The organism is Rhizobium mesoamericanum STM3625 (assembly GCF_000312665.1).
GTDB classification, from domain to species: Bacteria; Pseudomonadota; Alphaproteobacteria; order Rhizobiales; family Rhizobiaceae; genus Rhizobium; species Rhizobium mesoamericanum.
In genome coordinates, this window is record NZ_HF536773.1 from 429,117 (window position 1) to 453,796 (window position 24,680).

24 protein-coding genes are annotated in these 24,680 nt (G+C 58.1%); 13 read left to right on the forward strand and 11 right to left on the reverse strand.

The window, feature by feature from the left end; translation table 11 throughout:
- The first annotated feature begins 7 nt into the window (after positions 1-7).
- Both BN77_RS22345 and BN77_RS22350 read left to right on the forward strand, forming a co-directional pair.
- Complete coding sequence (locus BN77_RS22345) at positions 8-1,165, forward strand: helix-turn-helix domain-containing protein (RefSeq protein WP_007536288.1); 1,158 nt, start codon at positions 8-10, stop codon at positions 1,163-1,165.
- 279 nt (positions 1,166-1,444) lie between these two features.
- Positions 1,445-1,645, forward strand: a complete 201-nt coding sequence (locus tag BN77_RS22350) for a hypothetical protein (RefSeq protein WP_040678644.1) — start codon at positions 1,445-1,447, stop codon at positions 1,643-1,645.
- A gap of 153 nt (positions 1,646-1,798) precedes the next feature.
- On the opposite strand, the gene BN77_RS31495 is transcribed toward BN77_RS22350, so the two are convergent.
- Both BN77_RS31495 and BN77_RS31500 read right to left on the reverse strand, forming a co-directional pair.
- A complete protein-coding gene (locus BN77_RS31495; protein WP_007536292.1) occupies positions 1,799-2,014 on the reverse strand; it encodes a hypothetical protein in 216 nt (71 codons plus the stop codon).
- A 74-nt stretch (positions 2,015-2,088) separates the two neighbouring features.
- Complete coding sequence (locus BN77_RS31500) at positions 2,089-2,388, reverse strand: hypothetical protein (RefSeq protein WP_007536294.1); 300 nt, start codon at positions 2,386-2,388, stop codon at positions 2,089-2,091.
- Between the two features lie 311 nt (positions 2,389-2,699).
- Here BN77_RS31500 and BN77_RS22360 point away from each other — a divergent pair, with 311 nt between their 5' ends.
- The 3 genes from BN77_RS22360 to BN77_RS22370 all read left to right on the forward strand — a co-directional run bounded on the left by BN77_RS22360 (position 2,700) and on the right by BN77_RS22370 (position 5,811).
- Positions 2,700-3,077 carry a VOC family protein gene (locus BN77_RS22360; protein ID WP_007536296.1) on the forward strand — a complete coding sequence of 126 codons (378 nt, stop codon included), beginning with the start codon at positions 2,700-2,702 and terminating at the stop codon, positions 3,075-3,077.
- Between the two features lie 47 nt (positions 3,078-3,124).
- Entirely contained in the window at positions 3,125-4,669 is a 1,545-nt protein-coding gene (locus BN77_RS22365; RefSeq protein ID WP_007536298.1) for a DHA2 family efflux MFS transporter permease subunit, read from the forward strand.
- 119 nt (positions 4,670-4,788) lie between these two features.
- Positions 4,789-5,811 (forward strand): LLM class flavin-dependent oxidoreductase, encoded by a 1,023-nt coding sequence (locus BN77_RS22370; RefSeq protein WP_007536300.1) that lies wholly within the window; start codon positions 4,789-4,791, stop codon positions 5,809-5,811.
- Between the two features lie 16 nt (positions 5,812-5,827).
- On the opposite strand, the gene BN77_RS22375 is transcribed toward BN77_RS22370, so the two are convergent.
- The 4 genes from BN77_RS22375 to BN77_RS22390 form a co-directional block, all read right to left on the reverse strand.
- Positions 5,828-6,415, reverse strand: a complete 588-nt coding sequence (locus BN77_RS22375; protein WP_007536302.1) for an IMPACT family protein — start codon at positions 6,413-6,415, stop codon at positions 5,828-5,830.
- Positions 6,416-6,518: 103 nt separating this feature from the next.
- A complete protein-coding gene (locus BN77_RS22380; protein WP_007536304.1) occupies positions 6,519-6,836 on the reverse strand; it encodes a cupredoxin domain-containing protein in 318 nt (105 codons plus the stop codon).
- 11 nt (positions 6,837-6,847) lie between these two features.
- Positions 6,848-7,372 carry a DUF4142 domain-containing protein gene (locus tag BN77_RS22385; protein WP_007536306.1) on the reverse strand — a complete coding sequence of 175 codons (525 nt, stop codon included), beginning with the start codon at positions 7,370-7,372 and terminating at the stop codon, positions 6,848-6,850.
- 88 nt (positions 7,373-7,460) lie between these two features.
- A complete protein-coding gene (locus BN77_RS22390) occupies positions 7,461-8,156 on the reverse strand; it encodes an RNA polymerase sigma factor (RefSeq protein WP_007536308.1) in 696 nt (231 codons plus the stop codon).
- Positions 8,157-8,365: 209 nt separating this feature from the next.
- Here BN77_RS22390 and gabD point away from each other — a divergent pair, with 209 nt between their 5' ends.
- The 4 genes from gabD to BN77_RS22410 all read left to right on the forward strand — a co-directional run bounded on the left by gabD (position 8,366) and on the right by BN77_RS22410 (position 15,072).
- The gene (gene gabD, locus BN77_RS22395) at positions 8,366-9,820 is read left to right on the forward strand and encodes an NADP-dependent succinate-semialdehyde dehydrogenase (protein WP_007536313.1); all 1,455 of its coding nucleotides are present in this window, start codon (positions 8,366-8,368) and stop codon (positions 9,818-9,820) included.
- Between the two features lie 407 nt (positions 9,821-10,227).
- A complete protein-coding gene (locus BN77_RS22400) occupies positions 10,228-12,177 on the forward strand; it encodes a PrkA family serine protein kinase (RefSeq protein WP_007536314.1) in 1,950 nt (649 codons plus the stop codon).
- Between the two features lie 25 nt (positions 12,178-12,202).
- Entirely contained in the window at positions 12,203-13,519 is a 1,317-nt protein-coding gene (locus tag BN77_RS22405) for a YeaH/YhbH family protein (RefSeq protein ID WP_007536316.1), read from the forward strand.
- 11 nt (positions 13,520-13,530) lie between these two features.
- Positions 13,531-15,072 carry a SpoVR family protein gene (locus BN77_RS22410; RefSeq protein WP_007536318.1) on the forward strand — a complete coding sequence of 514 codons (1,542 nt, stop codon included), beginning with the start codon at positions 13,531-13,533 and terminating at the stop codon, positions 15,070-15,072.
- A 38-nt stretch (positions 15,073-15,110) separates the two neighbouring features.
- On the opposite strand, the gene arsC is transcribed toward BN77_RS22410, so the two are convergent.
- Positions 15,111-15,533, reverse strand: a complete 423-nt coding sequence (gene arsC / locus BN77_RS22415) for an arsenate reductase (glutaredoxin) (RefSeq protein ID WP_007536320.1) — start codon at positions 15,531-15,533, stop codon at positions 15,111-15,113.
- 69 nt (positions 15,534-15,602) lie between these two features.
- Complete coding sequence (locus tag BN77_RS22420; RefSeq protein ID WP_040678647.1) at positions 15,603-16,880, reverse strand: DUF3422 family protein; 1,278 nt, start codon at positions 16,878-16,880, stop codon at positions 15,603-15,605.
- Between the two features lie 594 nt (positions 16,881-17,474).
- On the opposite strand from BN77_RS22420, the gene BN77_RS22425 reads away from it, so the two are divergent.
- Positions 17,475-18,107, forward strand: a complete 633-nt coding sequence (locus BN77_RS22425) for a hypothetical protein (protein WP_007536326.1) — start codon at positions 17,475-17,477, stop codon at positions 18,105-18,107.
- A gap of 75 nt (positions 18,108-18,182) precedes the next feature.
- On the opposite strand, the gene BN77_RS22430 is transcribed toward BN77_RS22425, so the two are convergent.
- Positions 18,183-18,620: a hypothetical protein gene (locus BN77_RS22430; RefSeq protein WP_007536328.1), complete on the reverse strand. Its 438-nt coding sequence runs from the start codon at positions 18,618-18,620 to the stop codon at positions 18,183-18,185.
- 510 nt (positions 18,621-19,130) lie between these two features.
- Between BN77_RS22430 and BN77_RS22435 the strand changes: the two genes are divergently transcribed.
- Positions 19,131-20,114: a L,D-transpeptidase family protein gene (locus BN77_RS22435; RefSeq protein ID WP_007536330.1), complete on the forward strand. Its 984-nt coding sequence runs from the start codon at positions 19,131-19,133 to the stop codon at positions 20,112-20,114.
- A gap of 44 nt (positions 20,115-20,158) precedes the next feature.
- Here BN77_RS22435 and BN77_RS22440 read toward each other — a convergent pair whose 3' ends face one another.
- The gene (locus BN77_RS22440) at positions 20,159-21,022 is read right to left on the reverse strand and encodes a DMT family transporter (RefSeq protein WP_007536332.1); all 864 of its coding nucleotides are present in this window, start codon (positions 21,020-21,022) and stop codon (positions 20,159-20,161) included.
- Between the two features lie 87 nt (positions 21,023-21,109).
- Between BN77_RS22440 and BN77_RS22445 the strand changes: the two genes are divergently transcribed.
- Positions 21,110-22,522, forward strand: a complete 1,413-nt coding sequence (locus BN77_RS22445; protein WP_007536334.1) for an aminotransferase-like domain-containing protein — start codon at positions 21,110-21,112, stop codon at positions 22,520-22,522.
- Positions 22,523-22,562: 40 nt separating this feature from the next.
- Here BN77_RS22445 and BN77_RS22450 read toward each other — a convergent pair whose 3' ends face one another.
- Positions 22,563-23,339 carry a DUF1194 domain-containing protein gene (locus BN77_RS22450; RefSeq protein WP_007536336.1) on the reverse strand — a complete coding sequence of 259 codons (777 nt, stop codon included), beginning with the start codon at positions 23,337-23,339 and terminating at the stop codon, positions 22,563-22,565.
- A 278-nt stretch (positions 23,340-23,617) separates the two neighbouring features.
- On the opposite strand from BN77_RS22450, the gene BN77_RS22455 reads away from it, so the two are divergent.
- The gene (locus BN77_RS22455; RefSeq protein WP_007536340.1) at positions 23,618-24,589 is read left to right on the forward strand and encodes a S1C family serine protease; all 972 of its coding nucleotides are present in this window, start codon (positions 23,618-23,620) and stop codon (positions 24,587-24,589) included.
- Positions 24,590-24,680: the final 91 nt, after the last annotated feature.

Below are 24,680 nucleotides of genomic sequence, written 5' to 3' on the forward strand. Positions count from 1 at the left end.
GACCGACTTGCCAGACGACGAACGATCTCGCCCCTCCCCTGCGCAACCCGACGGCGCTGCGCATGTCGAACGCCGCCGTTTTCCTCGCGAGACGAAGCCACCCGACGAGCGACCAGTACCTCCGCCAGCATTGGAGCCATTGCGATTTTCCACGCATGGTCTCGAACCTGAGCAGCAGTTTGCTGCCTGGCAGGCTTACGTAGCCCCGCTGGTCGATGTCCGGCTTCCGGACAACTTGACCCCTGACGCAGGGTTTAAAGCCGATCACGCGGCCTGGAATCTCGGCGGCATGCTGATCGTACAGCAAAGCACGCCTGCCCATAGCTACATACGCTCGGAAGCCAAGGTGAGGTCGAACCTCATCGACCACTGGCATATTTCGATATTGCGCAGCGGCCGAACATGGACGGAGGTTGATGGCCATGTTTCTCACGGCGAGCCGGGAAAGATGGAACTGCGAACTTTGGGTCACCCTTTTCGAGGGCGCTCTACGGATGCCCAAACCCTGTCGCTCTATCTGCCGCGCGAGTTGCTTTATTCCTCGTCTTCCGAAATCAGGAACAACATTACGCTATCGGGAACACCCACCAAACTGCTGATCGACTATCTGGTCGGCGTCGAGGCAAAACTTGCGGAGCTGGCGGACGGCGATCTTTCACATGTCCTCCAGACGGTCCGCGACATGATCTTGACCTGCGTTGCATCCTCAGCAGCATATTCCTCGCCCCCAGAGCAACACAGCAGCTTGCCGCTCAAAGAACGGGTCCACCGCTTCATCCAACACAATTTGATGTCGCCCGACCTGACCACCGAACGCTTGTGCAAGGAATTGGGCGTGTCGCGTACACGACTCTATCAGGCTTTCGAGCCTGACGGCGGCGTCCATCACTATATTCAACGACGCCGGCTTCTGTCGGCACACGCAGCGCTATGTGATGCGGCCAACCGGCAGCAGATCATCGACATCGCATTTGCAGCCGGCTTTTCCTCTGCCGCGCATTTCAGCCGCGCCTTCAGCAAGGAATTCGGCTACAGCCCACGCGAGGCGCGCAATGTCGCCGTTCCGCCTTACCTGGCGCACGCCGTCGCACCGGCTCCAGAGGGCGAGCGCGCTCATTCCTTCGACAAATGGCTGAAAATGCTTGGCCACAACCACGCATCCTGAGCCAGTCGAGTGCGCTGCGTGGAAAGACGGTAGTTTATTCTACCAATGGTTTCTCCTCCAGCAAGGAGCAACCCACTCCAATTAAAAGGCGCAAGAGGTCCCTGGTCGCTGAAGCAGCAGACCAGAGAAATGGACGCTGCTGCAAGTTTTGGGATCCGCAGCTAACGACATGCAAACCATAAGTCATTAAAAAAGAAGCATAATAGCGCATGGCAAGAGGTAGAGTGCATGAGGAATGCACTCCTGGTGCAACAAGGCAAACCGGCAGGGGGCGCATCAATGGAAGCTATCCGTTTGAAAATGCAAGCAGCGAATGATCCCTATAGAACGCTCAACCGCGAGGAGGCACTTGCGGCGGCTTTCCACGATTTCGTGCAAAGGGTTCTCTCAGCAGGTTGGAATGAACCAGAGGTTGCTCTAACTCTGGCTGACATCGCCGATGATTACGTCATGGCACTCGCTCGAAGGGTTGCTAATTAGTGTAGCGTACCGTCCGCGCGTCGCAGCTGGGGGCACACGCGGAATTATCAGCATCCCTTCAACGCAGCCGAGGCCCACCGAACATGCAAGCGGCGGGCCTCGGTCGTCTAACGGCCTCGTCGTCAACACTTTGCCGAAGCTTCGGTCACGAGTTCAATGCGATAGTGATTGAATATAGTCGTAAGCGATGGTGGTCTCTTCGCTTGTTCCCTCATCATAGACTTTGGCCAGCGTGGCGTGCAAGTCGGGAGAGTAAAGCGCGCTCCAGACGTCTACCGGTTGGCCCGCTCGCTTCGTTTCCTGCCTGACTCTGAAAGCCTCATATTCGCAGCGGCCAACTGCAACGGTTTCCTGCTTCGTCACCGTCAACTTCAATGTCCATGGATCCTTGGACTGCTGCGGATCGAAGGGAACAAAGCTGATGATGTGGTGCGCATCTTTCTTCAGCGGAAGAACGCGTCTTCAAATCCACCAAGCGGATAAATCGCATATCGCTCATCATTGCTGAAACGCGACAGGTCGATCAGGCCCCCGTATGAATAAATAGTTTGCTTATCCGACCCCCCGAAGGAATTGGTTATTGCCAGCAGCGGCCCCTGTGCCGGTCTGAACTCACTGATCGCACCGGAATTTCGCAACAAGAAACCCTTCTTCGCTGTCTTAGCCGATGGGCAATCAACCGCATTCGCGGCAACAGGAAGGACAATGGCAAAGAATAATCCAAATAGACATTTCGTAATCATGATCTACCGATCGAAGACAGTTGAAAGCGATTGACCTTTAGATTGACCGCAATAGAATTTCCACAGCCAATCTCGCATAGGTTGCACTTCCGCACAGTCTCTTTTCAGCAATGATACGTCAGCCGGATTATTTTGTTTGTCGATCGTCAAAAGGCGGTTTGACTGCGCTGCCAATCATATCGACGCGGAAATATGGTCGATACCGACCGTCACTTGCTTTACAGCTATGTCCCACTCTGTAAAGTCCTCAAGCGCAGCCAATCGGCAGCGGCTCGAATGCACACGACGAGCGCTGCCTACAAGGAGGAATGATGTTTCATCATGTTTCTATTGGCGTGGCCGATCTCGAGCGCGCGCGCAAGTTTTACGATGCAGCACTCGAGCCCCTGGGCTATACGAGGCTTTCCACGAGTGACAGGTGGTTGGGCTATGGCGCGGAAGACCCAAAGCTTTGGATAAAGCTCGCCGAGCGCCCGGTCGTTCCCGATATGGAGTCTGGCCTGCACTTCTGTTTTGTTGCCGGCAGCGAGGAAAGTGTCAGGGCTTTTCACGCAAACGCAACGGCAAACGGCGGAACCGACAACGGAGAACCCGGAGTACGGCCCGAATACGCATCTTTCTACTATGCAGCATTCGTCATCGATCCGGACGGCTATCGCCTGGAAGCCTTTTTCCATCGCCCTGAGTAAGCCCTTGGTGGGATTGCCTCGAATGCTGCTGGTCACAAGGCAACCGCATGTCGCAACGTCTTGAACCGGTCTCCTCTCACGCGCCTTCCGCGGTCATCTGGGTGGGCTTCATCGCGATGTGCGTCGGCATGTTCATGGCGATCCTCGACGTGCAGGTCGTCGCGACATCCTTGCCGACGATCCAACAGGCCATCAATATCGACCCCGATCAGATGAGTTGGATCCAGACCGTCTACCTGATCGCGGAGGTCGTCGCCATACCGCTGACCGGCTTGCTGACACGCGTCTTGACGATGCGATGGCTGTTCGTCGCCTCCATCGGCCTGTTTGTCATTTCATCCGCCGGCTGTGCGGCAAGCAGCGACTTCAACGAAGTGGTGAGCTGGAGGGCGCTGCAAGGCTTTTCCGGAGGAACTTTGATTCCGGCAGTATTTTCGGCCGTTTTCATCCTCTTTCCCAATGAGCGGCAGGCGATTGCCACGACAATTGCCGGCGTGCTGGCGGTCCTTGCTCCGACGGTCGGACCGATCATCGGCGGCTGGCTGACGGCGACCTACTCATGGCACTGGCTGTTCCTCATCAACATCGTTCCTGGCATTGTCTCGGCACTGATAGCGTGGCGGTCGCTGCCGCGGCAGAAGGGTGACTTCTCCGAACTTCGACATCTCGACGGTTTGTCACTCGTGATGATGGCGTTGGCGCTGACATGTCTCGAATTGGGACTGAAGGAAGCTCCGACCAACGGCTGGATTTCGCCCTATGTTTTAAGCCTGCTGTCCGTAAGCCTTGTATCTGGAACCGGGTTCGCATCCAGGTCGCTGCAAAGGACGCGCCCGATCGTCGATCTGCATCATTTTCGTGATCGGAACTTTTTTGTCGGCTCGACCCTCAGTTTCGTGCTTGGGATCGGCCTTTTCGGCTCTGTCTATCTCATGCCGGTTTTCCTTGCCTTCATCAGGGGGCACAATGCCCTCGAAATCGGGATGACAATGCTGGTAACGGGTATTACGCAGCTGATCGCCGCACCGATCGCCGTTGCGCTCGAAAAGCGAACGGATCCGCGCCTGCTTTCGGCCGCAGGCTTTGCGGTGTTCGCGATCGGACTGGGGATGAGCGCATTTCAGGATCCACGTTCCGATTACGACGCCATGTTCTGGCCCCAGGTCGTGCGTGGCGCTGCGATCATGTTCTGTCTGCTGCCACCAACGCGCCTGGCACTCGGAACCTTGCCACCGGCGCGAGTACCCGATGCAAGCGGGCTCTTCAATCTGATGCGCAACCTTGGCGGAGCGATCGGCATCGCAATGATCGATACGATCATCTACACGCGTTCGGAGCCGCTTGGGCAGGCGCTATGGGATCAGCTGCGAGCCGGCGACTTAGCCGCGGCAAGATTTGTCGGAGCTCCGGAGGGAACGATCACCGGCAGCCCCGGCAACTTCACTCCCGACACGATCGCGGCCTTGGATCCGCTGGTACAGACGGCAGCAAGCGTCCAAGCGATCAACGAGGCTTGGCTGGTCGCCGCCGTCCTGGCAGGCTGTGCGCTGCTCTTTTTACCACTTGCCAGACCGGTCGCGCCGCCCCAATGAGGTGACGCAACCTCAAGGGTGAACAGAGCGTTCAATCGTCTTTCCATGGCGGATGCCGCTTCCCATGTTAAGCCAATCGCAAATCCACGGAAAAACGTGATCTCCAACGGGCAAAAATCATGAAGAAAATCGGCTTTCTCTCCTTCGGCCACTGGGCACCCTCTCCCCAATCGCAGACCCGCTCCGCAGGCGACGCGCTGCTCCAATCGATCGACCTTGCCGTTGCTGCTGAAGAGCTCGGCGCGGACGGCGCCTATTTCCGCGTCCACCATTTTGCCCGACAGCTCGCCTCCCCCTTCCCGTTGCTGGCCGCAGTCGGCGCTAAGACGAAAAATATAGAAATCGGGACCGCGGTCATCGACATGCGCTACGAGAACCCGCTTTACATGGCCGAGGACGCTGGGGCCGCCGATTTGATAGCCGGCGGGCGCCTGCAGCTCGGCATCAGCCGTGGCTCGCCCGAACAAGTCATCGATGGATGGCGTTATTTCGGCTACCAACCCCAGGACGGGTCGACAGACGCCGATATGGGTCGCAGCCATGCCGAAGTCTTCCTGGACGCGCTCAAAGGCGAAGGCTTTGCTCGGCCGAACCCGCGCCCAATGTTCCCCAACCCGCCAGGGCTGCTGCGCCTTGAACCCTATTCGGAAGGGTTGCGCGAACGCATCTGGTGGGGCGCCGGATCCAACGCAACTGCAATCTGGGCAGCCAAGCTCGGCATGAACCTGCAAAGTTCGACGCTGAAAGACGACGAAACGGGCGAACCCTTCCATGTCCAGCAGGCAGCGCAAATTCGCGCCTATCGCGAGGCATGGAAGGATGCCGGCCACAGCCGCACGCCGCGCGTGTCGGTCAGCCGCAGCATCTTTGCGCTTGTCGACGATCGTGATCGTGCCTATTTCGGTCGCGGCGGCAAGGAAGAGGATTCGATCGGCTATATCGACGAAAACACCAAGGCAATCTTTGGTCGTTCCTACGCTGCAGAACCGGATGCGCTGGTCAGACAGCTCTCCGAAGACCAGGCCATTGCGGAAGCCGATACGCTGCTTTTGACCGTCCCCAATCAGCTTGGCGTCGAATACAACGCCCATGTGATCGAGGCCATCCTCAAACACGTAGCCCCTGCCCTCGGCTGGCGTTAACCTCTGGGCGCACGCCCTATTGCTTTATGGCGAGCGCGCTCCGTCCGCTTGTGGTGTCGGCGATCAGCCTGGCAACTTCTTCCGACTTTGCTTCGGGAAAGCTCGCCGTGATCTCCGCACCGGCACCCGTGAACCTCTCGCTCAGGACCTGCACGCCCTCAAAGGCGATTAGCCTCGCCTTGATGATCGCAAGATCGGAAAACGCGGCGCTGATTGTTCCTTCTAAAGTTGGAACGAGCTCTACGAGTTCGCCGGCCCTGAGGCAGGCGGCGGCGGTGCCGCCATAGGCGCGGATCAATCCGCCGGTGCCGAGAAGCACACCGCCGAACCAGCGGGCCACAATGACGATAACCTTATCGAGCGATTGACCGTCGATCGCTTGCAAAATGGGCTTTCCGGCTGTCCCACTCGGCTCGCCGTCATCGCCGAAGCGGTACGTCTGACCGATACGCCACGCCCAGCAATTATGGTTGGCGTCGCCTTGGGAGTGTGCTGCAAGCGCTTGCTTTGCTTCGAGCTCGCCCGCGATCGGCACGGCGATCGCGCGAAACCGGCTCTTCTTGACGATCTGCTCAAGGGATATAGGACGTTCCAGCGAATACATGAGAGCTGTATAGGGCAGTGTGGCCGCCGAGCGAAGATGGTTTCATTTCGCAACGGCGAATATGACCGGAAAGTCGGTCACGGGACGCAACGCTGCAACCTCTTTACTGCGGCGGCACCGAGATTCTGCCCTTCATGTTCGGGTGAAACCGACAATAATAGTCGACCGATGTCGTTGCCTTCAGCACGAGACTTCCGGACTTTCCCGGGGGAATGACCACCTCCCAATCCCCCATTACGGTCGCCGTATGGGCAAGAATGTCCTTGTTGATCCATTCGATAGTGTCGCCTGGCCTTGCGCTTATCTCGGCGGGCGAAAACATCATTTTTTCGATTATCACCGTGACTGTTTCCGCCCGGGCCGGAACGACACCTGTTGTCAACGCAGATACCGCAACCATCCACAGATGCCGTCTCAGCATATTGCCGCCTCCTACTTGAGATCGGCAGCGACGTGCTCAGCATGCTGCTCGTGACCCTGGAAGACTTTAAGGCCGGTTTGGAGCAGCTCCTTGAGCTCGGCATTGCTAGCCGACGGGATCAACAGCGTCTCGAGCGCGCCATTGACCTGCTTATGGTAGGCGACTTCGTTGGCAACATATGCCTTGTCGAAGCTTGCGCCACTAAATTTGGCGAGTTTAGCCCGTTCATCGGTCGCAGCCTTTTTCAGCGTCTTGCTTGTGTCATTATCCTCCGGCGTGACCTTGAGCTTCTTGACCAATGCGAGAGCCTGCTTGTTCACAGCCTCATGATCCCGCACCATATCCTCAGCGAAGGCGACGACCTCCTTGTTCTTGGATTTCGAGATCGCAAGCTTTGCTGCCTCGACGTCGATGAGGCCGGCCGTATATGCGATATGCGCGATCTGCGCGTCCGTCGGCTTGTCCGCAGCCCATGCCGATGGCGCCATTCCGAAAAGGCAAAGTGCGGTCAGGGTTGCAATCTGGCGAGTATGCATAGGAACCTCCTTCAGCCGAGCCGGCGAGCCCGGGCGCAATTTACTGGAACGAACATTGGATGCCTGCGCGACGATTAGGTTCCCGCAATTAATCCGGAAAACCGAGACGGCCCATCACCGTGGTGGTCAGACGCTCGCATCGGCGACCGGCAAAAGGAAATGCGGAAAGCAGCACGGGACCGATCTGCTCGTCGATGCGCTCGCGCACGAGGCGCCTGGCGCGATGCAACCGGGTCTTTACGGTCTCTGCGCGCAGGCCAAGAAGCTCCGCCGTCTCCTCCACACTTAGCCCCTCGATGACTCTTGCGACAAAGACGGTTCTGTAGATATCGGGAAGTGCGTCGGTCGCCTGCTCGACCAATTGCAGGATTTGCCGTTGCGCCATGGTCCGCTCCGGATCGCCGCTCGTGTTGTCAACAGGAAATTGGAGGATTGTGGCTCCAAGGCTTTGACCCGCAGAACCCCCCCTCCCCGCCGTTCGCCGTGCTTTTCGCAGACGCCCGAGTGCCTCGTTGATCACTATGCGAGATAGCCAGGTGGCGAGCGAGGACTCTCCCCGGAACCGGTCAAGATGCGAGAATCCCCGGACATAGGCCTCCTGAACCACGTCCTCGGCTTCGCTATCGTTGCGAATGATGCTTCTTGCGAGCCGAAAGAGGCGCTGATTGTGAGACGCCATAATTGCGCGAAATGCGTGACGATCGCGTGCAATCGCGCGTCGCGCCAGCTCGACATCGGCCATCGTATCGAGTGCCTCTGTCCGATCGGTTCGAATGTGCGACATCTTCATCTCCTTAGCACGCCAATAGATGACGCTTGGGGGCAAAGGTTCCCAAAATTCGTGAGCGCACGGAGATTGAAGTCGACCTCATCAATCCTGGCATGGCGACGTTTTCCAATCGCGCGTTTGACATGGCGGAAAAGGACGCCAACATTGCCTAAAAAGGCTTCACCGAAGCCAAATTACCAAGGCTTCTAGATGGGATGGACAGAATGAACCTCAAGGACCCCACGCTTTTTCGTCAGGCAGCGCTGGTTGCCGGAAGATGGATCGAGGCTGATTCGTCGAATGCGATCGACGTCAACAACCCGGCGACCGGCGAGATCATCGGCCGCGTCCCGAAGCTGGGTGCTGCCGAAACAAGAGCCGCAATCGAGGCGGCCCAGCTTGCCCAAAAGGGGTGGGCCGCACGCACCGCCAAGGAGCGCTCTGGCATACTTCGCAAATGGTTCGAGCTGATGAGCGAGCACAAGGAGGATCTTGGCCGCATCCTGACATCAGAACAGGGCAAGCCGCTTGCCGAAGCAACCGGCGAGATCGTCTATGGGGCAAGCTTCATCGAATGGTTCGCCGAGGAAGCACGGCGCGTCTATGGCGATCTGGTGCCCGGCCATCAGCCCGACAAGCGCATCCTTGTGATGAAGCAGCCAATCGGGGTGGTCGCCGCGATCACGCCGTGGAACTTCCCGAACGCGATGATCACCCGCAAGGCCGGACCGGCCTTTGCGGCGGGCTGTGCCATGGTGCTGAAGCCGGCCAGCCAGACGCCGTTTTCCGCCATCGCCATTGCCGTGCTCGCCGAACGCGCGGGACTGCCAAAGGGGCTGTTTTCCGTCATCACTGGCTCGGCCCGCGAGATCGGCGCCGAGATGACGTCGAACCCCGTGGTCCGCAAGCTGACCTTCACCGGCTCGACCGAGATCGGCGCGGAGCTTTACAAGCAGAGCGCGGCGACGATCAAGAAGCTTGGCCTCGAGCTTGGCGGCAACGCCCCGTTCATCGTCTTTGACGATGCCGACCTCGATGCTGCCGTCGAAGGCGCACTGATCGCCAAGTTCCGCAACAACGGCCAGACCTGTGTGTGCGCCAACCGCCTCTACGTGCAGGACGGTGTCTATGATGCCTTCGCCGCCAAGCTTGCGGCAGCCGTCGGCGGGCTGAAGACCGGCAACGGCTTCGATGCGGGTGTCATCCTCGGGCCGCTGATCGACCGGCCGGCGCTGGAAAAGGTCGAGGAGCACGTCGCCGATGCGCTTGCCAAGGGGGCGCGCGTCGTCCAGGGCGGCAAGCGTCATGCGCTGGGTGGCACCTTTTACGAGGCGACGGTGCTCGCCGATGTCACAGAGGAGATGGTCGTTGCCCGCGAGGAGACCTTCGGACCAGTGGCGCCGCTCTTCCGCTTCAAGGACGAGGCCGACGTGATTGAGCAGGCCAATGACACCGAGTTTGGCCTTGCCTCCTACTTCTACGCCAAGGATCTTTCCCGCGTCTTTCGCGTCGCCGAGGCGCTCGAATACGGCATGGTTGGCGTCAACACCGGATTGATCTCGACGGCGGAAGCGCCGTTCGGCGGCGTCAAGCTTTCTGGCCTCGGACGCGAGGGCTCGAAATACGGCATCGAGGAATTTCTGGAGGTCAAATATGTCTGCCTCGGCGGCATCGGCTGAAAGCCCCGAACGCGCGGGACCGGAGCGTCCCCACACCCTCTTTTTTAGGGACGGCAGGGGTTTAAGAGGCTGCCGTCCAGTGCAATAGGGCAAGCGAAAGATGTAGCTTTGTTTGCCGGCGTAGCGTTGTATTAGCCGAAATTACGCCGTTCCTAGCGATAGCGTGATTACCTTAGCCATGGTTATTGCACGTCTTTCGTGCCATATTACCAATCAGCACTGCTCAACATTTGAGTCGCGATCGAGCGCAAGAATGGAGACGATAAAGATGCTATATGGCCTTCCCAAGCCAATTTCGAAATCCTCTAAGTATTTGAAGGAACGAATACTAGATTCTGCCGTTTTCTCACTAAGTGCGCCGACAGGGCAGCGATCCCGTTTTAACCAGCCGGCCGCGGGAGAGCATCATGCAAAAAGGTGAAAGCGACGTTTTCGATCTTTTCTCGGAAATCTACACCAGCGCCGCGCAAGAAGAATTGAGCTTACAGGAATACCTTCTCGCCTGCCGTGATGACAAAAGCTTATATGCGACGGCACAGGAGCGAATGGTCGAGGCGATCGGCGAGCCGACGCTGATCGACACCAGCGCGGATGAGCGGCTGGGTCGGATTTTTGCCAATCGTACGATCAAGATTTACCCCTCCTTCGCGGATTTCTACGGGATGGAGGACACGATCGAACGGATCGTCGGCTATTTCAGATACGCCGCGCAAGGGCTCGAGGAACGAAAGCAGATCCTCTATCTCCTTGGTCCTGTCGGTGGCGGCAAATCATCCCTGGCTGAGCGCCTCAAGAGGCTCATGGAGCTGCGCCCGATTTACACCCTTGCCGTCGACGGCAAAATCAGCCCTGTGTTTGAATCCCCTCTCGGTCTCTTCCATCCAGAACGGATGGCGGGTCTCTTGGAAGACAAGTACGGAATTGCACGACGGCGGCTCACAGGGCTGATTTCGCCCTGGGCGACGAAGCGGCTCGACGAGATCGGCGGCGATATTTCGAAGTTCAGCGTCGTCAAGATCACCCCCTCCCGGTTGCGGCAGATCGCAATTGCAAAGACTGAACCGGGCGATGAGAACAATCAGGATGTCTCGGCCCTCGTCGGCAAGGTAGACATCCGCCAACTCGAAAACTTCAGCCAAGCCGATCCGGACGCGTACTCCTATAGCGGCGGGCTGAACAGGACGACGCAGGGGCTTCTTGAATTCGTCGAAATGTTCAAGGCTCCGATTAAGGTGCTGCACCCACTGCTGACTGCAACGCAGGAAGGCAGCTATAACGGCACCGAAAACTTTGGCGCCTTCCCCTTCCAGGGCATCGTAGTCGCTCACTCCAATGAGTCCGAGTGGCTGCAGTTCAAGAACAACAAGAACAACGAGGCCTTCCTCGACCGCATCCTGGTCGTCAAGGTGCCCTACTGCCTTAGGGTCACCGAAGAACGTCAGATCTACGAGAAGCTGCTTCGCGAGAGCGAGTTGGCCCGCAGCCCGTGCGCGCCCGAGGTGCTTGAGAACCTCAGCCGCTTCACGGTTGCCACCCGCCTCCATGTCCATGAGAACTCGCCGCTCTACACGAAGATGCGCGTCTACGACGGCGAGAACCTGAAGGACACCGATCCAAAGGCGAAGTCGGTCCAGGAATATCGCGACGCAGCCGGCGTCGATGAAGGCATGACCGGCATCAGCACCCGATTCGCCTTCAAGGTTCTCTCGGAAACCTTCAACTACGACACCAAGGAGGTGGCGGCCGATCCGGTGCACCTGATGTACATCCTGGAACAGGCAATCCGGCGCGAACAGTTTCCGAAGGAAACCGAGGCGCGCTACCTTGATTTCATTAAGTCCGAACTCGCGGCCCGATACGCCGAGTTCATCGGCCATGAAATCCAGAAGGCCTACCTCGAATCCTATAGTGAATACGGGCAGAACCTGTTTGATCGCTACATCTCCTATGCCGATGCATGGCTGGAGGACCAGGACTTCAAGGATTACGACACCGGACAGATCCTCAACCGCGAGATCCTCGACAGCGAGCTGTCGCAGATCGAAAAACCTGCTGGCATTGCCAATCCCAAGGACTTCCGTAACGAGGTCGTGAAGTTCACCTTGCGCGCCAGAGCCAAGAACCATGGTCGCAATCCCTCCTGGACCAGCTATGAAAAGCTTCGTGAAGTCATCGAGAAGCGTATGTTCGGTCAGGTAGAAGATCTCCTTCCGGTCATCAGCTTCGGGTCCAAGAAGGACAGCTCAACGGAGAAACAGCACGCCGAGTTCGTCCAGCGCATGACGCAGCGTGGTTACACGGTTCGCCAGGTCCGGCGGCTCGTCGATTGGTATATGCGGGTCAACAAGGCCGGCTGACGATGCCGAACCGGGGGATTGGCAGATGCCGAATTTCATCGACCGCCGGCTCAACCCGAAGGATAAGAGCCTTGGCAACCGGCAGCGTTTCCTGAAGCGAGCCCGAGAGGAACTCAAACGGGCGATCAAGGAACAGGTTAAGTCCGATAAGATAGCAGACGTGGACGCTGCTCATGGCGTCCCGATGCCTAAGCGTGGAGCAGGCGAGCCGACTTTTCAGCCCGCTTCCGGCAGCGGCCAGCGTGAATATATTCTCCCAGGCAACAAGGAATACATGGCAGGAGACAAGCTGTCGCGACCGCAAGGGGGTGCTGGTGAGGGCGACCGCGGCGCTGGTCGCGGCGAGAGCGAAGATGACTTTCAGTTCATTCTATCACGGGACGAGGTTTTGGACCTTTTCTTCGAGGATCTGGAACTGCCCGATATGGTCAAGCTGAACCTCAAGGAGACGGTGACCTACAAGTCTCACCGCGTCGGCTTCAGCACAGCCGGTACCCCCACGAACATCAACGTGGGGCGAACAATGCGCAATAGTTTCGGCCGCCGCATCGCCTTGCAACGGCCGAGCGAAGCAGCGGTAAAAGCGCTCGCAGACGAGATCGCCGCGCTCGAGGCCGAAAAGGAAATGACGGCACCAAAGCGGCGGCGCCTGCAGGCCTTGCGCGAGGAACTCGAGCACCTGGAGCGCAGGCGTCGGCGGATTTCGTATGTCGATCCAGTCGACATTCGCTTCAACCGCTTCGAGCGGCAGCCGTTGCCGAATGCCAGCGCCGTGATGTTCTGTCTGATGGACGTGTCGGCCTCGATGGGCGAGCGTGAAAAGGACCTCGCGAAGCGCTTCTTCGTGTTGCTCCATCTCTTCCTCACCCGACGCTACGAGCGGATCGATATCGTCTTCATCCGTCACACCGACGAGGCGCGAGAGGTCGACGAAGAGACGTTTTTCTACAGCAAGCAGAGCGGTGGTACGGTTGTCTCCACCGCTCTTGAGGAAATGCTGCGTGTGATCGAGGAGCGGTATCCGGCCCATCTTTGGAACATCTATGCAGCTCAGGCTTCCGATGGCGACAACATCAGCGGCGATTCCGAGCGCTGTGCGACCCTGCTTCGCGACCATCTGATGCGTCTTTGCCAATATTATGCCTATGTCGAGATCATCGACGAGCGCGAAACCGAAATCTTTGGAAGCACCGACAACGGGACGTCGCTGTGGCGCGCCTATCGCACGGTCGACGGGGAGGTGCCGAATTTCCAGATGACGCGGATCTCCCGACCGGCGGATATCTATCCAGTTTTCCGCAAGCTCTTTACCCGACAGCCTGCCATGCGCACACGCAAGTAAGGGACGACCGAATGGCGAGACGCTCGAGTTCAGGCCTGCTGTTTGACAGTTCCGACTGGAATTTCGCGAGTCTTTCGCGCGCCTACGACGCCATTGAAGCCGTGGCGCTCGATGAGATGGGACTGGACGTCTATCCTAACCAGCTGGAAATCATTTCCTCCGAACAGATGCTGGACGCCTACTCCTCAGTCGGCATGCCGCTGATGTATCAGCACTGGTCGTTCGGCAAGCGCTTCATCTTCGAGGATCACCTCTATCGCAAGGGACAGCGTGGTCTAGCCTACGAATTGGTCATCAACTCCAATCCCTGCATCACCTATCTCATGGAAGAAAATACCATGGCGATGCAGGCACTGGTGACCGCGCATGCAGCCTTCGGCCACAATCACTTCTTCAAGAACAACTACCTGTTTCGCCAATGGACCGACGCTGGCGCTATCCTCAGCTATATGGACTTCGCCAAGAAATACATTGCCAAATGCGAGGAACGGCATGGATTGAGCGCGGTGGAGGCAATCCTTGATTCCGCGCATGCCCTGATGGATCAGGGGGTGTTCCGCTACCGCCGTCCACCGCGCCTTTCCTCTGAAAAAGTCAGGGAGCGCGCACGCGAACGACTGGAATATGAAGAGCAGACCTATAGCGATTTATGGCGTACGCTGCCGCTTGCGGCCGAGAACCGCAATCCCGAGGATGCCGAGCGCGACGCGTCAGAACGCAAGAAGGTTCTCAACCTTCCTGAAGAGAACCTGCTCTACTTTCTGGAAAAGCACAGTCTCATCCTTGATCCATGGCAACGAGAACTTCTCCGGATCGTGCGCGTCATTGCGCAGTATTTCTACCCGCAGCGACAAACCAAGGTGATGAACGAGGGTTGTGCGACCTTCGTGCACTACACCATCATCAATCGGCTCTTTGATCAGGGAAAGCTCAGCGAGGGCGCAATGCTGGAATTGCTGAAAAGCCACTCCAACGTCGTCTTTCAGCCAGGCTTCGATGACCCGCGCTTTCCAGGCATAAATCCCTACGCCCTGGGGTTTGCGATGATGCAGGATATCCAGCGCATCTGCATGGCGCCGACGGCCGAAGATCGTGACTGGTTTCCATCGTTTGCCGGCAACGGCGATTGGCAGGCAACGCTGCTGGACGCCTGGGCGAACCACCGGGACGAGTCCTTCATGCTGCAATATCTAAGCCCAGCGATGATCCGCAAGTTCCGGCTGTTTCTGCTCTCTGATCGGGCCACGGACAACTATTGCGAAGTATCATCGATCCACAACGAGCGAGGCTATTCTGCAATTCGCTCAGCACTTGCCCGCAGCTACGATGTCGGTGCCAGACAGCCCGATATCCAGGTCATCGATGTCGACCTGCTTGGCGACCGACAACTTCGGCTGCAGCACAATGTGAAGAACGGGATTCTTCTGGAAGAGTCCACCCGCGACGCCACCCTGGGCCATATTCGTCACCTTTGGGGTTACGACGTCAGCCTGACGGGCGTCGATGCTGCCACCGACGCGGTTCTCTACGAGTGTTCGACAGCCGAGTTATGAGGCCAGGTGGGCCGAAAACCGGCATATGGGTCCAGCCGTCAGCGAATGCGCTTGCCTTCCGGGTCCAGGACGGGTTCGCCGTCTTCCTTGATGAAGGCTCCCCGGTGCGTCGATGGAAGTATGTCCAGCATCATTTCGGAAGGGCGCGCCAGGCGCGTGCCCAATGGAGTTACGACGAAAGGCCGATTGATCAGGATCGGATGCGCCAGCATCGCATCGAGCAACTGATCGTACGTCAGCGACGGATCATCCAATCCGAGTTCGGCATAGGGCGTCCCCTTCTCGCGAAGCGCCTGGCGCACCGTCAAACCGGCGCCCGAAATCAATTCGATGAGCCGATCACGGCTCGGTGGGCTTTTGACATATTCGATGATCTCAGGCTCGATGCCTGCATTGCGGATCATTGCCAACACGTTGCGGGATGTGCCGCAACCCGGGTTGTGATAGATGGTCACGTCCATGATGACTTCCTTGCGTCGTCGGCTGGCGGATGTCCCGAGTAGTGGTATTTTGTCATCGCGGGAACAGCGTCAGTGCTTGTCCTCTTCGGCATGTCTTCGCCTGATGCTTCGCACGACAAGCCACATGCCGGCAACGACGATCGGAACGGAAAGGCCCGTCAGCGTCTCGGGAGACACCTCGAAGCCGACATTATGCGCACCTTTTGCCATATAACCGAAAAGCCCGACGACATAGTAGGAGATTGCGGCCACCGACAGGCCCTCGACTGTCTGCTGCAGCCGTAATTGCAAATGTGCTCGACGATCCATCGAATTCAGTACCGTGGTATTGATACGCTCGAGTTCGACGTCGATCCAGCTCCGCAGCAGCGCCGTTGCCCGAGCCAGCTTGCGCGAAAGGTTCGCCTGACGCTCCTCGACGGACTGACAGGTTCGCATCGCCGGAGCCAGCCGCCGTTCCAGGAAAGAACCAAGCGTCTCGCTGCCCGGTATCGCTGTTTCAGCCAAGGCGCGAATACGTTCCTGGACGATCTCGTAATAGGCGCGGCTGGCGCCAAACCGATACAGGCTGAGGGCCGCATTCGCTTCGAGCTCGGCCGCCAAGCGTGTTATCTCCGAGAGCATCTGATCAGCCTCGTCGCGTGCATGCAGCTTCATGCGCTGGGTGATGGCAGTCAGCCCCGATTCGATCTGGCGGATTTCCGGCGAGAGCGATTGCGCGAGCGGCAGGCCCATCATTGCCAGCGTGCGATAGGTCTCGATGTCTAGAAGACGCTGAACCAGCGCGCCGCGCGCGCTGTCCGACATGCCGCGATCGACAACCAGAAACTTCGTCAATCCGTCTCCGTCCTGGCGGAAGTCGGTGAGGATCGTCGCCTGACCATTTCTCAATTCGCTGCGACACAGGCTGGTGGGATCAAAGACGGCAATCTCTTTCTCCGTCTCCAATGTATCGGGCCTGATTTCCAGGCGGATCCCTGATATGAAGGGCCCCGGCGGCGAAAAACCGTCTCCAAAGGGATGAACAGCGATCGGCGCGCCAAACCTGTCTGGTGGCGGACAATCCCAAAAATAGGTCGAAAATTCGGTGTGGCGCTCCCAGCGCAGCGTACCCTGCCCCCAGCTTATGGCGTGGTGACTGGTTTCGCGGGCCGGCGGTGCAACGCCACTGGAGCGGGAAAGGTCGGCAAGCATTTCATGATCGTTGTCTCCCGCGCTTTCCGTCAGGAAGGCTAACTGGAATATGACACGCGGCGCCTGAACGAGCGCATAGGGTCGCGCATGAATTTCCCCCAAAGCGCGGCCCCGAAGATCCGCTGGCGGAAAGCCAAAGCTTCCTTTCGTCATGCGTGCATTCCTTTCGGTGACAAGTTCTCCGGTCATCGATACCATTGCTGCGAGCGGGTCGAGCTGTGAAGGGAACGGGACAGGCTGGACTAGCCGCCTTTGATCAGCGGCACAACCTTCGTGTACTCCTTGCCAACTCGCAAGGAGATTTCGGATGTCCATGATATTGTCCCCACACCGGCCCCTCAGCCAACGGCATGCAAACATCTCGTCATATTCCTGTCCAGCGCGATCGGTTTGCGCGCGACCGTTTGCCACATGCACAGGCAACGATGACGCCACCTCCTCATGGCAGGGCGAAACAGGCGAACATTGATCGCGCATAAGTCGCTGGCATCGCTACTAAAGGCCAGGGTTCAAGATAGCAGAAAATGCGTTGAAGGCCGTCCAGGCTTCGTTTGGGTGGAGGCGATCAGCAGGTCCACAGCCACATAATCGTGATGGAACAACTTTCGAGCCGTGGACTTGAACCTTCCAATGCCGGCGCAGTGAAAGGCTGTGGAAAGCCGGCTTGCAACACCGTACCTGACGCGCAGATCGGGTTTCTGATGGCCGGCGCTATGGTATTGCCCGATCCTATTCGGGAGGGATTCGATGGCTATAATCGATATTCTGACGTCGGTGGCTTTCGCTGCAACCGTCACTGCATCCATTTCACCGTCTGAGACGAACGCCCCAGCCTTCCGGCCGCTCGGCGTGTCGCAGGATGCCTTGCCGTCGGCGCTCGGTTGCAAACCGATCTATGGCGAGCAGCTGGATGCGACGGGCCAATACTCGTGCAACCGCCTGCCTGGCGGAAGTGATCTCTTCGACCAATATGTGCTCGCGTACGTTCGCGGGATGGGTATCTGCAATGTGGTCGCGATATCGCGCTACATCGAAGACGATCAGCGCGGCACGACGACACGTCAGGTCTACACGGAAGCAGCGTCTCTCCTCGCTTCGCAGTTCGGGCCCGCAGACGAGAAGGTCGACCACGTCGCCAGATCCAAGTTCGGAAAGGATGGAATGTTCAGGCAGGCGGTCATTGCTCAAGAGCGACAGGTGTTCGAGCAATGGGACAATCTGGATACAAAGTTCCAGAATGCCCAATCGGCGAGTGTGACCATTTCCGGAAGTGAAGACTTGGGATTAGCTGTCTACAGCATTTTCCGCTTTGCCCACAACGATGCGTGCCTGAGCAATCTGGAACAACAAACCGGATTGTCTGGCGATGACGCAGAGTGATCGCTGACGATCGTCAGCAAAAGGCCGCCGTTCGCCCGAGCGGCGGCTGAAGACGGGAGCAGCAATCAGCTCCAGTCAGGATGCAAACATTGCCCGCAGGCGCGCGAATAAACCTGGCCGTTTCACGCCAAGAATACCGCGTACATAGTGGGCAGCTGTTGCGGCGCTGACCGTCGCGCCGAAATGGCAATAGCAAAGAACGTTATGCAATTCGCCATCGGTAAGACCAAAGAACTTCTTGGCTTGGCCATAGGTGTCGTTCTCTAGCCCGGCTGCTCGAAGGATCGGATCCTCGAAGGCGACCGAAATCGGCGAGTTATCGCTACGCAGGAGCGATAGGACTGAAGTCGGCTGATGTTCGGTCTGGTAGAGGGTTGCCAGTCGTCGATGCGGACTAAGCTCTAGGAGCTCCACCCAGCGCTCGAGACGCTCGCTTCGCGACATGATGCGATGCGGGTATGCCTGGTCGATATCCGCAATATTCTGTAGTTGCTCCAATGTCTGATGTTTCATGGTGGGCTCCCATTCGGCTGAAAATCTGCGCAGCCCCGTTTCCGCGTACACCCTAATAAACTGAGCTAGGGGACGGCGAAGCCCAATCAAGATCGCTGCGAAAGGATTTATTCGGGTCGGGAGCAAGTTGAACGGCGGGCAGCAATCGGATCACCCCCGATAGGCGGGGTCCATGGCGGCTCCTCGTACACGCGGCAAACAGCAGATCCGACGGGGGTCAGCTATCTGAAAACTAGGCTCACGCTGGCATGTGAGGTCGTATCGTCGCGACATGGCCGGAACCTAAGCGTATCTGGATCGACCCCTGGGCAATCGTTCTTCGGATGTCGTTCTAAACGGCATCAGAGCGAGGACGGGTAAACATGATCTCGCCGATAATCTCGGGCCAGCTTCGATAAGACCCGTATGCGACATGCGTGTCCAAACATTTTGCATCAACGCTCGACGATATCGAACTGTCGACCTCGCTGCGATTAAGTCTCTGGAACAAGTTCGCCGGTCGTAGATTTCATGTTCATGAAAACACCGATCTTTCTCGCCCTGTCGCTCACTTTAGGCCTGCTTGGCAATGCGATGGCCCAGGAGCTTGGTGCACAGGCTATCAACAATGCCTCGCTCGACTCCATTCCGCCGGAGCGACCAGCCAAGGCGTCCCCTCAACCAGAGCCCGCGGTCGTGCGTCTCCAAGTCCTACTGGATCGCATGGGGTCGTCTCCCGGGGTGATAGACGGGCACTACGGCGAGAACGTCAGCAAGGCGATCGCCGGGCTCGAAGCCATGCGGGGCCTCCCGACAGATGGAAAGCTAAGTCCTGACGTCATTCACATGCTGATGGACGACGGTCCGGTGATAGAGCCCTATGTGATCTCCCTCAAAGACACACAAGGCCTGGTCGACAGCATTCCGAAAGACTACGCCAAGCAAGCCAAAATGAAGTACCTCGGATACACAAGTGTTGCCGAGAAACTGTCCGAGCGGTTTCACATGGACATCGACCTTCTAAAGGCACTGAACGCCGGCACGCCCTTTGCGGTTGGAAAGACAGTACTGGTGGCGATGCCCGGCGACCCGAAAGAGGGTGCGGTCAATCGAATTGAAGTTCGCAGGCGAATTGGTCAGGTTCTGGCGTTCGATAAAAGCGGTCTTCTGCTCGCAGTTTATCCCGCCACGATCGGCAGCGCGGAAACGCCGTCGCCTTCAGGCACCCACAGGGTTAAAGGCGTCGCGCGAATGCCCCCCTACATCTACGACCCAAAAGTCAACTTTCAGCAGGGAAAGAACACCAAGATTCTAAGGTTGCCAGGCGGTCCCAATGGCCCCGTCGGAACCGTCTGGATCGATCTGACCGAACCGACCTATGGGATTCACGGCACACCGGAACCCTCGCTTATCGACAAAACCGTATCACACGGATGCGTTCGCCTGACCAATTGGGATGCCGAGGAATTGGCCGGCATGGTAAAGCCAGGCGTGATCGTCAAGTTCGTCGACTGAACGCTCCCGCGATTATTGTCACCGACGGTTTGCGGCGGCATCAACTACCGGGCGAATTTGCGGGCAGCCGCGACGCAGGCAATAACCACTGCTGTTACCGCAAACATCGTCCAGGTCACAGTTTCATGCAGCAGCGTACCGGCCAGAGTGAGACCGAGAAAGGGTTGCAGCAACTGCAATTGCCCGACACTTGCAATACCGCCATGAGCCAGGCCCCGATACCAGAAGACAAAGCCTATCAGCATGCTGAAGAGCGAGACGTAGGCAAGGCCAGCCAGCGCCGGCGCATCGATGTTTGAGAAGCTTGCCGGCATGAAAAAGATCGCTGAAACGATCATCAGCGGCAGAGATAAAACGAGCGCCCAGGAAATGACCTGCCATCCCCCAAGCGTCCGTGACAGCTTGGCACCTTCGGCATAGCCGAGCCCGCAGACGATAATTGCTGCCACCATTAGCGCATCCCCGACCGGCGCGCCATTGAGCCCCTGGACCAAGGCAAAACCGCAGACCAATCCGCTTCCCATCATGGCAAATAGCCAGAAGGCAGGCTTCGGACGCTCCCCGCCACGCAAGACGCCAAAGACAGCCGTTGCAAGCGGCAACAGCCCGACAAAAACGACCGAGTGCGCCGACGTAACATGCTGCAGCGCCAGCGCTGTCAAAAGTGGAAACCCCACAACGACACCCGCGGCAACCACGATCAGCGACAAGATATCGTGTCTTGCCGGACGCTTTTGTCCAAAAAGGAGGAGGAGCAGTAGCGCAAGCCCACCAGCAATCGCTGCCCGAGCGACCGTTAAAAACACCGGATCAAACTGCGTTACAGCCACACGCGTGGCGGGCAGTGAACCGCTAAAGATGATGACGCCGATTAAGCCGTTAAGCCATCCAGATGCTGTGCGGTCCATGTGTATTGCCTTTCTCAACGGGTCTTCTTATCGGCCTTAAGCTGTGGCCACGCCAGCGACGGTCTGATACAGTTTGATCGAACTGTTATGCCGGAGGCAGCAATACGGATGGATGGAAACATCGAGCGCGGCATCACCCGAGTGGCGATGGTCATGGGCACGATCCGGCAGCGGATTGCCGGCCGTAGTTTGCCACCAGGCGCGAAACTGCCCTCAGTTCGGGCAATGGCAACCACGTCAGGCGTATCCACCTCGACGGTTGTCGAAGCCTATGAGCGCCTCGTTGCCGAAGGTATGATCCTGTCCCGACCAGGTTCCGGCTTCTACGTCGCAAACCTGGCCGCCCCATTTTCGCTTTCCGACGTCGCCCCGAAACTTGACCGCGCCGTCGATCCGTTCTGGATATCCCGACAGTCGCTTGAGGCCGACGAAAGCGACCCGAAGCCAGGCTGCGGCTGGCTTCCACCGTCCTGGCTTCCGCAAGACGGTATTCGCCGGGGCCTGCGAACGCTTTCGCGCGGCGACAGGACTGCTCTTACCGACTATGGCTCGCCTCTCGGATTGCCGCCGCTGCGTCAGCACATCGCAAGACGCATGGCAGAACGAGGCATTGAGGCCTCGCCGGACCAGGTCATGCTGACGGAATCCGGTACGCAGGCAATCGACCTCCTCTGCCGGTTCCTGCTCGAACCGGACGATGTCGTGCTCATCGATGATCCCTGCTATTTCAATTTCCAAGCGTTACTCAGGGCTCATCGTGCCAGGATCGTCAGCGTCCCCTATACGCCTTCAGGTCCGAACATCGACCTCTTCGCCGAGATCGTGGCGGCGCATCGGCCGCGCCTCTACATCACCAACTCTGCCATCCACAATCCGACCGGCGCCACGCTTTCTCCGGTTGTCGCCCACCGGGTTCTGAAGGTCGCCGAACAATTCGACGTCACCATCGTCGAAGATGATATCTTTGCCGATTTCGAGCATACGCCGGCACCACGCCTTGCAGCTTTCGACGGCCTTGAACGGGTCATCCACATCGGAAGCTTTTCAAAAACCCTATCTGCTTCCGCCCGTTGCGGCTTCATCGCCGCCAGGCGAGAATGGGTCGACGGGCTGATCGACCTCAAGATCGCCACCTCGTTCGGCGGCGGGCGGCTTTCTGCCGAGCTTGTCTGCAAAGTGCTCAGCGATGGCAGCTACCGCAAGCATATGGAAAATCTTCGCAGCCGGCTCTCAAAGGCAATGTTCGACGTATCGGCCAAATTGAAAAATCTCGGTATTATTCCCTGGCTGGAACCTTCGGCGGGCATGTTCCTTTGGTGTCGATTGCCCGACGGCGCAAACGCGACGGATGTTGCGCGCGCTGCCCTGGAACGCAAGATTGTCCTGGCGCCGGGAAATGCATTCAGCCTTTCCCAATCGGCCACGAACTTCATGCGCTTCAATACGTCTCAAACGCTTGAACCGCGAGTTTTCGATGTGCTTCGCGAGACGCTGACATAGCAATCGAGTAGGACCGGGCGGCAGCGCCAGCTGCTCAGCCTCAGCGATCAAACATGTCTTGCCATTGGCGCTCGCCGATCATGCAGTCTGTTGCCGGTTGATCCGCAATTCTGCCGACCGTGAGCGGAGGGGATAGGCCACTGACCTCAAGGACGAGCTTTCGACGCACGGCGACCGCGAAATCCTCGATTTTGTAGACTGGAAGAACGAACGAGCCCGGTCCACCGATCACGCAGTCGGCATAATATTTGTCGAGTCCGCCTGGGGCGCCAGAGGGCCGCAACATCAGCGCAAGTCCGTTGATGACCAATCCCGCCTCCACCGCCTTGTCACGGGTTGGCGCGACGGGATTGCCGGAATTGTTTGAGCCATCTCCTGAAACATCGATCACCTGTCGTGTGCCCGAATACGGGCTGGAGACGATCATTGCAGCTCCCTTTGCAATCGCAGTGGAGATCGACGTGCGGCGCTGTGTAGTGATCGGTCGCTGTTCAAGCTTGTTGGCAAAGGCAATCGCATCCTTTTCTGTTTCGATCAGATGCCAGTCGATGACCGAATCTGGCACCACATAGCCTGCCCATTCGAAGTAGCTGATCGCGATGCGCCCGGTTGGTCCGCTGGTCACCGCCTCAACGAATTCGCTGTGCTTGAGTGCCTCGACGTAACCCTCGCGCTGGATGCGGACCTCCTCCTGGTCCATAGACTTGGAGGTGTCGACGGCGAGGACCAATTTCACATCGACGTCGCCTGCCGTCAGCTGCACTGCAGCGGGCGCAGCACCAGAGAGGCTTAAAAGCAGCGCAATCGTCGCAAACATCGGCGTTTCGTTCCCGCCTTATCCAAGAAATCAAAAATGTAGCACAGCTTGAAATGCAGGTGACGTTACCCTGTTCGCTCCGGGTCAACTTTCAGTGATGGACCTTACGCGATCGGCGTTGCGGAACGAAGCAATGCTCAAGCCAGGACTGCCCTTGATTTGAGTTGTGCGCAATCTCATCTGAATAGGACCGTTTCAATCTGTCGAACCGACAGCCTCTCGCCTTAGCAGCCGCTGCCGTTTCCCAACGCGACGCTTGTGCGTCGGAGGGTTTCTTCATGGGTTTCCTAGATCGTGACATCCAGCCGTCAAAGGACGCCAGCCTGCTGGATGCCTATTCTCATTCCGTGTCAAACGCCGTTGATCTCGTTGGCCCCGCGGTCAGCCGCATTGAACGTGTCGGCGGTCGCGCCGGACACGGTTCCGGATTTGCGATTTCGCCGGATGGTCTTGTCGTCACGAACAACCACGTCGTCGACGATGCCAAGGCCGTTCGCATCAAGACGCCTGACGGCGCTGTGATCGAAGGCAAGGTGCTGGGTCGCGATCCGGATAGCGATCTCGCGCTCATCCGTGCGAACGACTGGTCGGGCGCCTTTGCCAAGCTTGGGGACTCCAAGATGCTGAAGCGCGGGCATATCGCCATTGCAATCGGCAATCCTCTTGGTTTCGAGTGGACAGTAACGGCAGGCATCATATCGGCACTCGGCCGATCGATGCGCGCCGCCAGCGGACGCTTGATGGATGATATCATTCAGACAGACGCAGCCCTCAATCCGGGCAATTCTGGTGGTCCGCTGGTATCGTCGGCAGGTGAAGTCATCGGAGTGAACACGGCCGTCATTCAGGGTGCTCAAAGCATCGCCTTTTCCGTCGCATCCAACACCGCCAAGCATGTCGTGTCGGAACTCCTTCGCTTCGGCCATGTGAGGCGCGCCTATATCGGCATCGCAGCCGACACTGTGGAACTGCATCGACGCGTCGCCCTCGAAGCCGGTCTTGTTCAGGCAACGGCCGTGCGCCTGCGCCGTGTGGAAGAGGACAGCCCGGCAGCACGAGCCGGTTTAAAGGAGGGAGATTATCTGCTGGCGATTGACGACCACCCCACATCGGGCATCGATGATGTGGTTAGGCTTCTGGATGGCGACAAGATCGATAAGGATGTCGAGATCCTGCTCTTTTCCATCGCCGGTCGGATCGAACGCCGCACGGTACGCCCGACACATAGACCGCAATCACGGCAAGGCTGACAACAGGCACCGACCGCCGCCAGAAGCGCCATGTCGCCGCGGGGTCGGTGCCGTAGCCCCCCAGCCACAGATGACCATCAAGGGTTCTGCT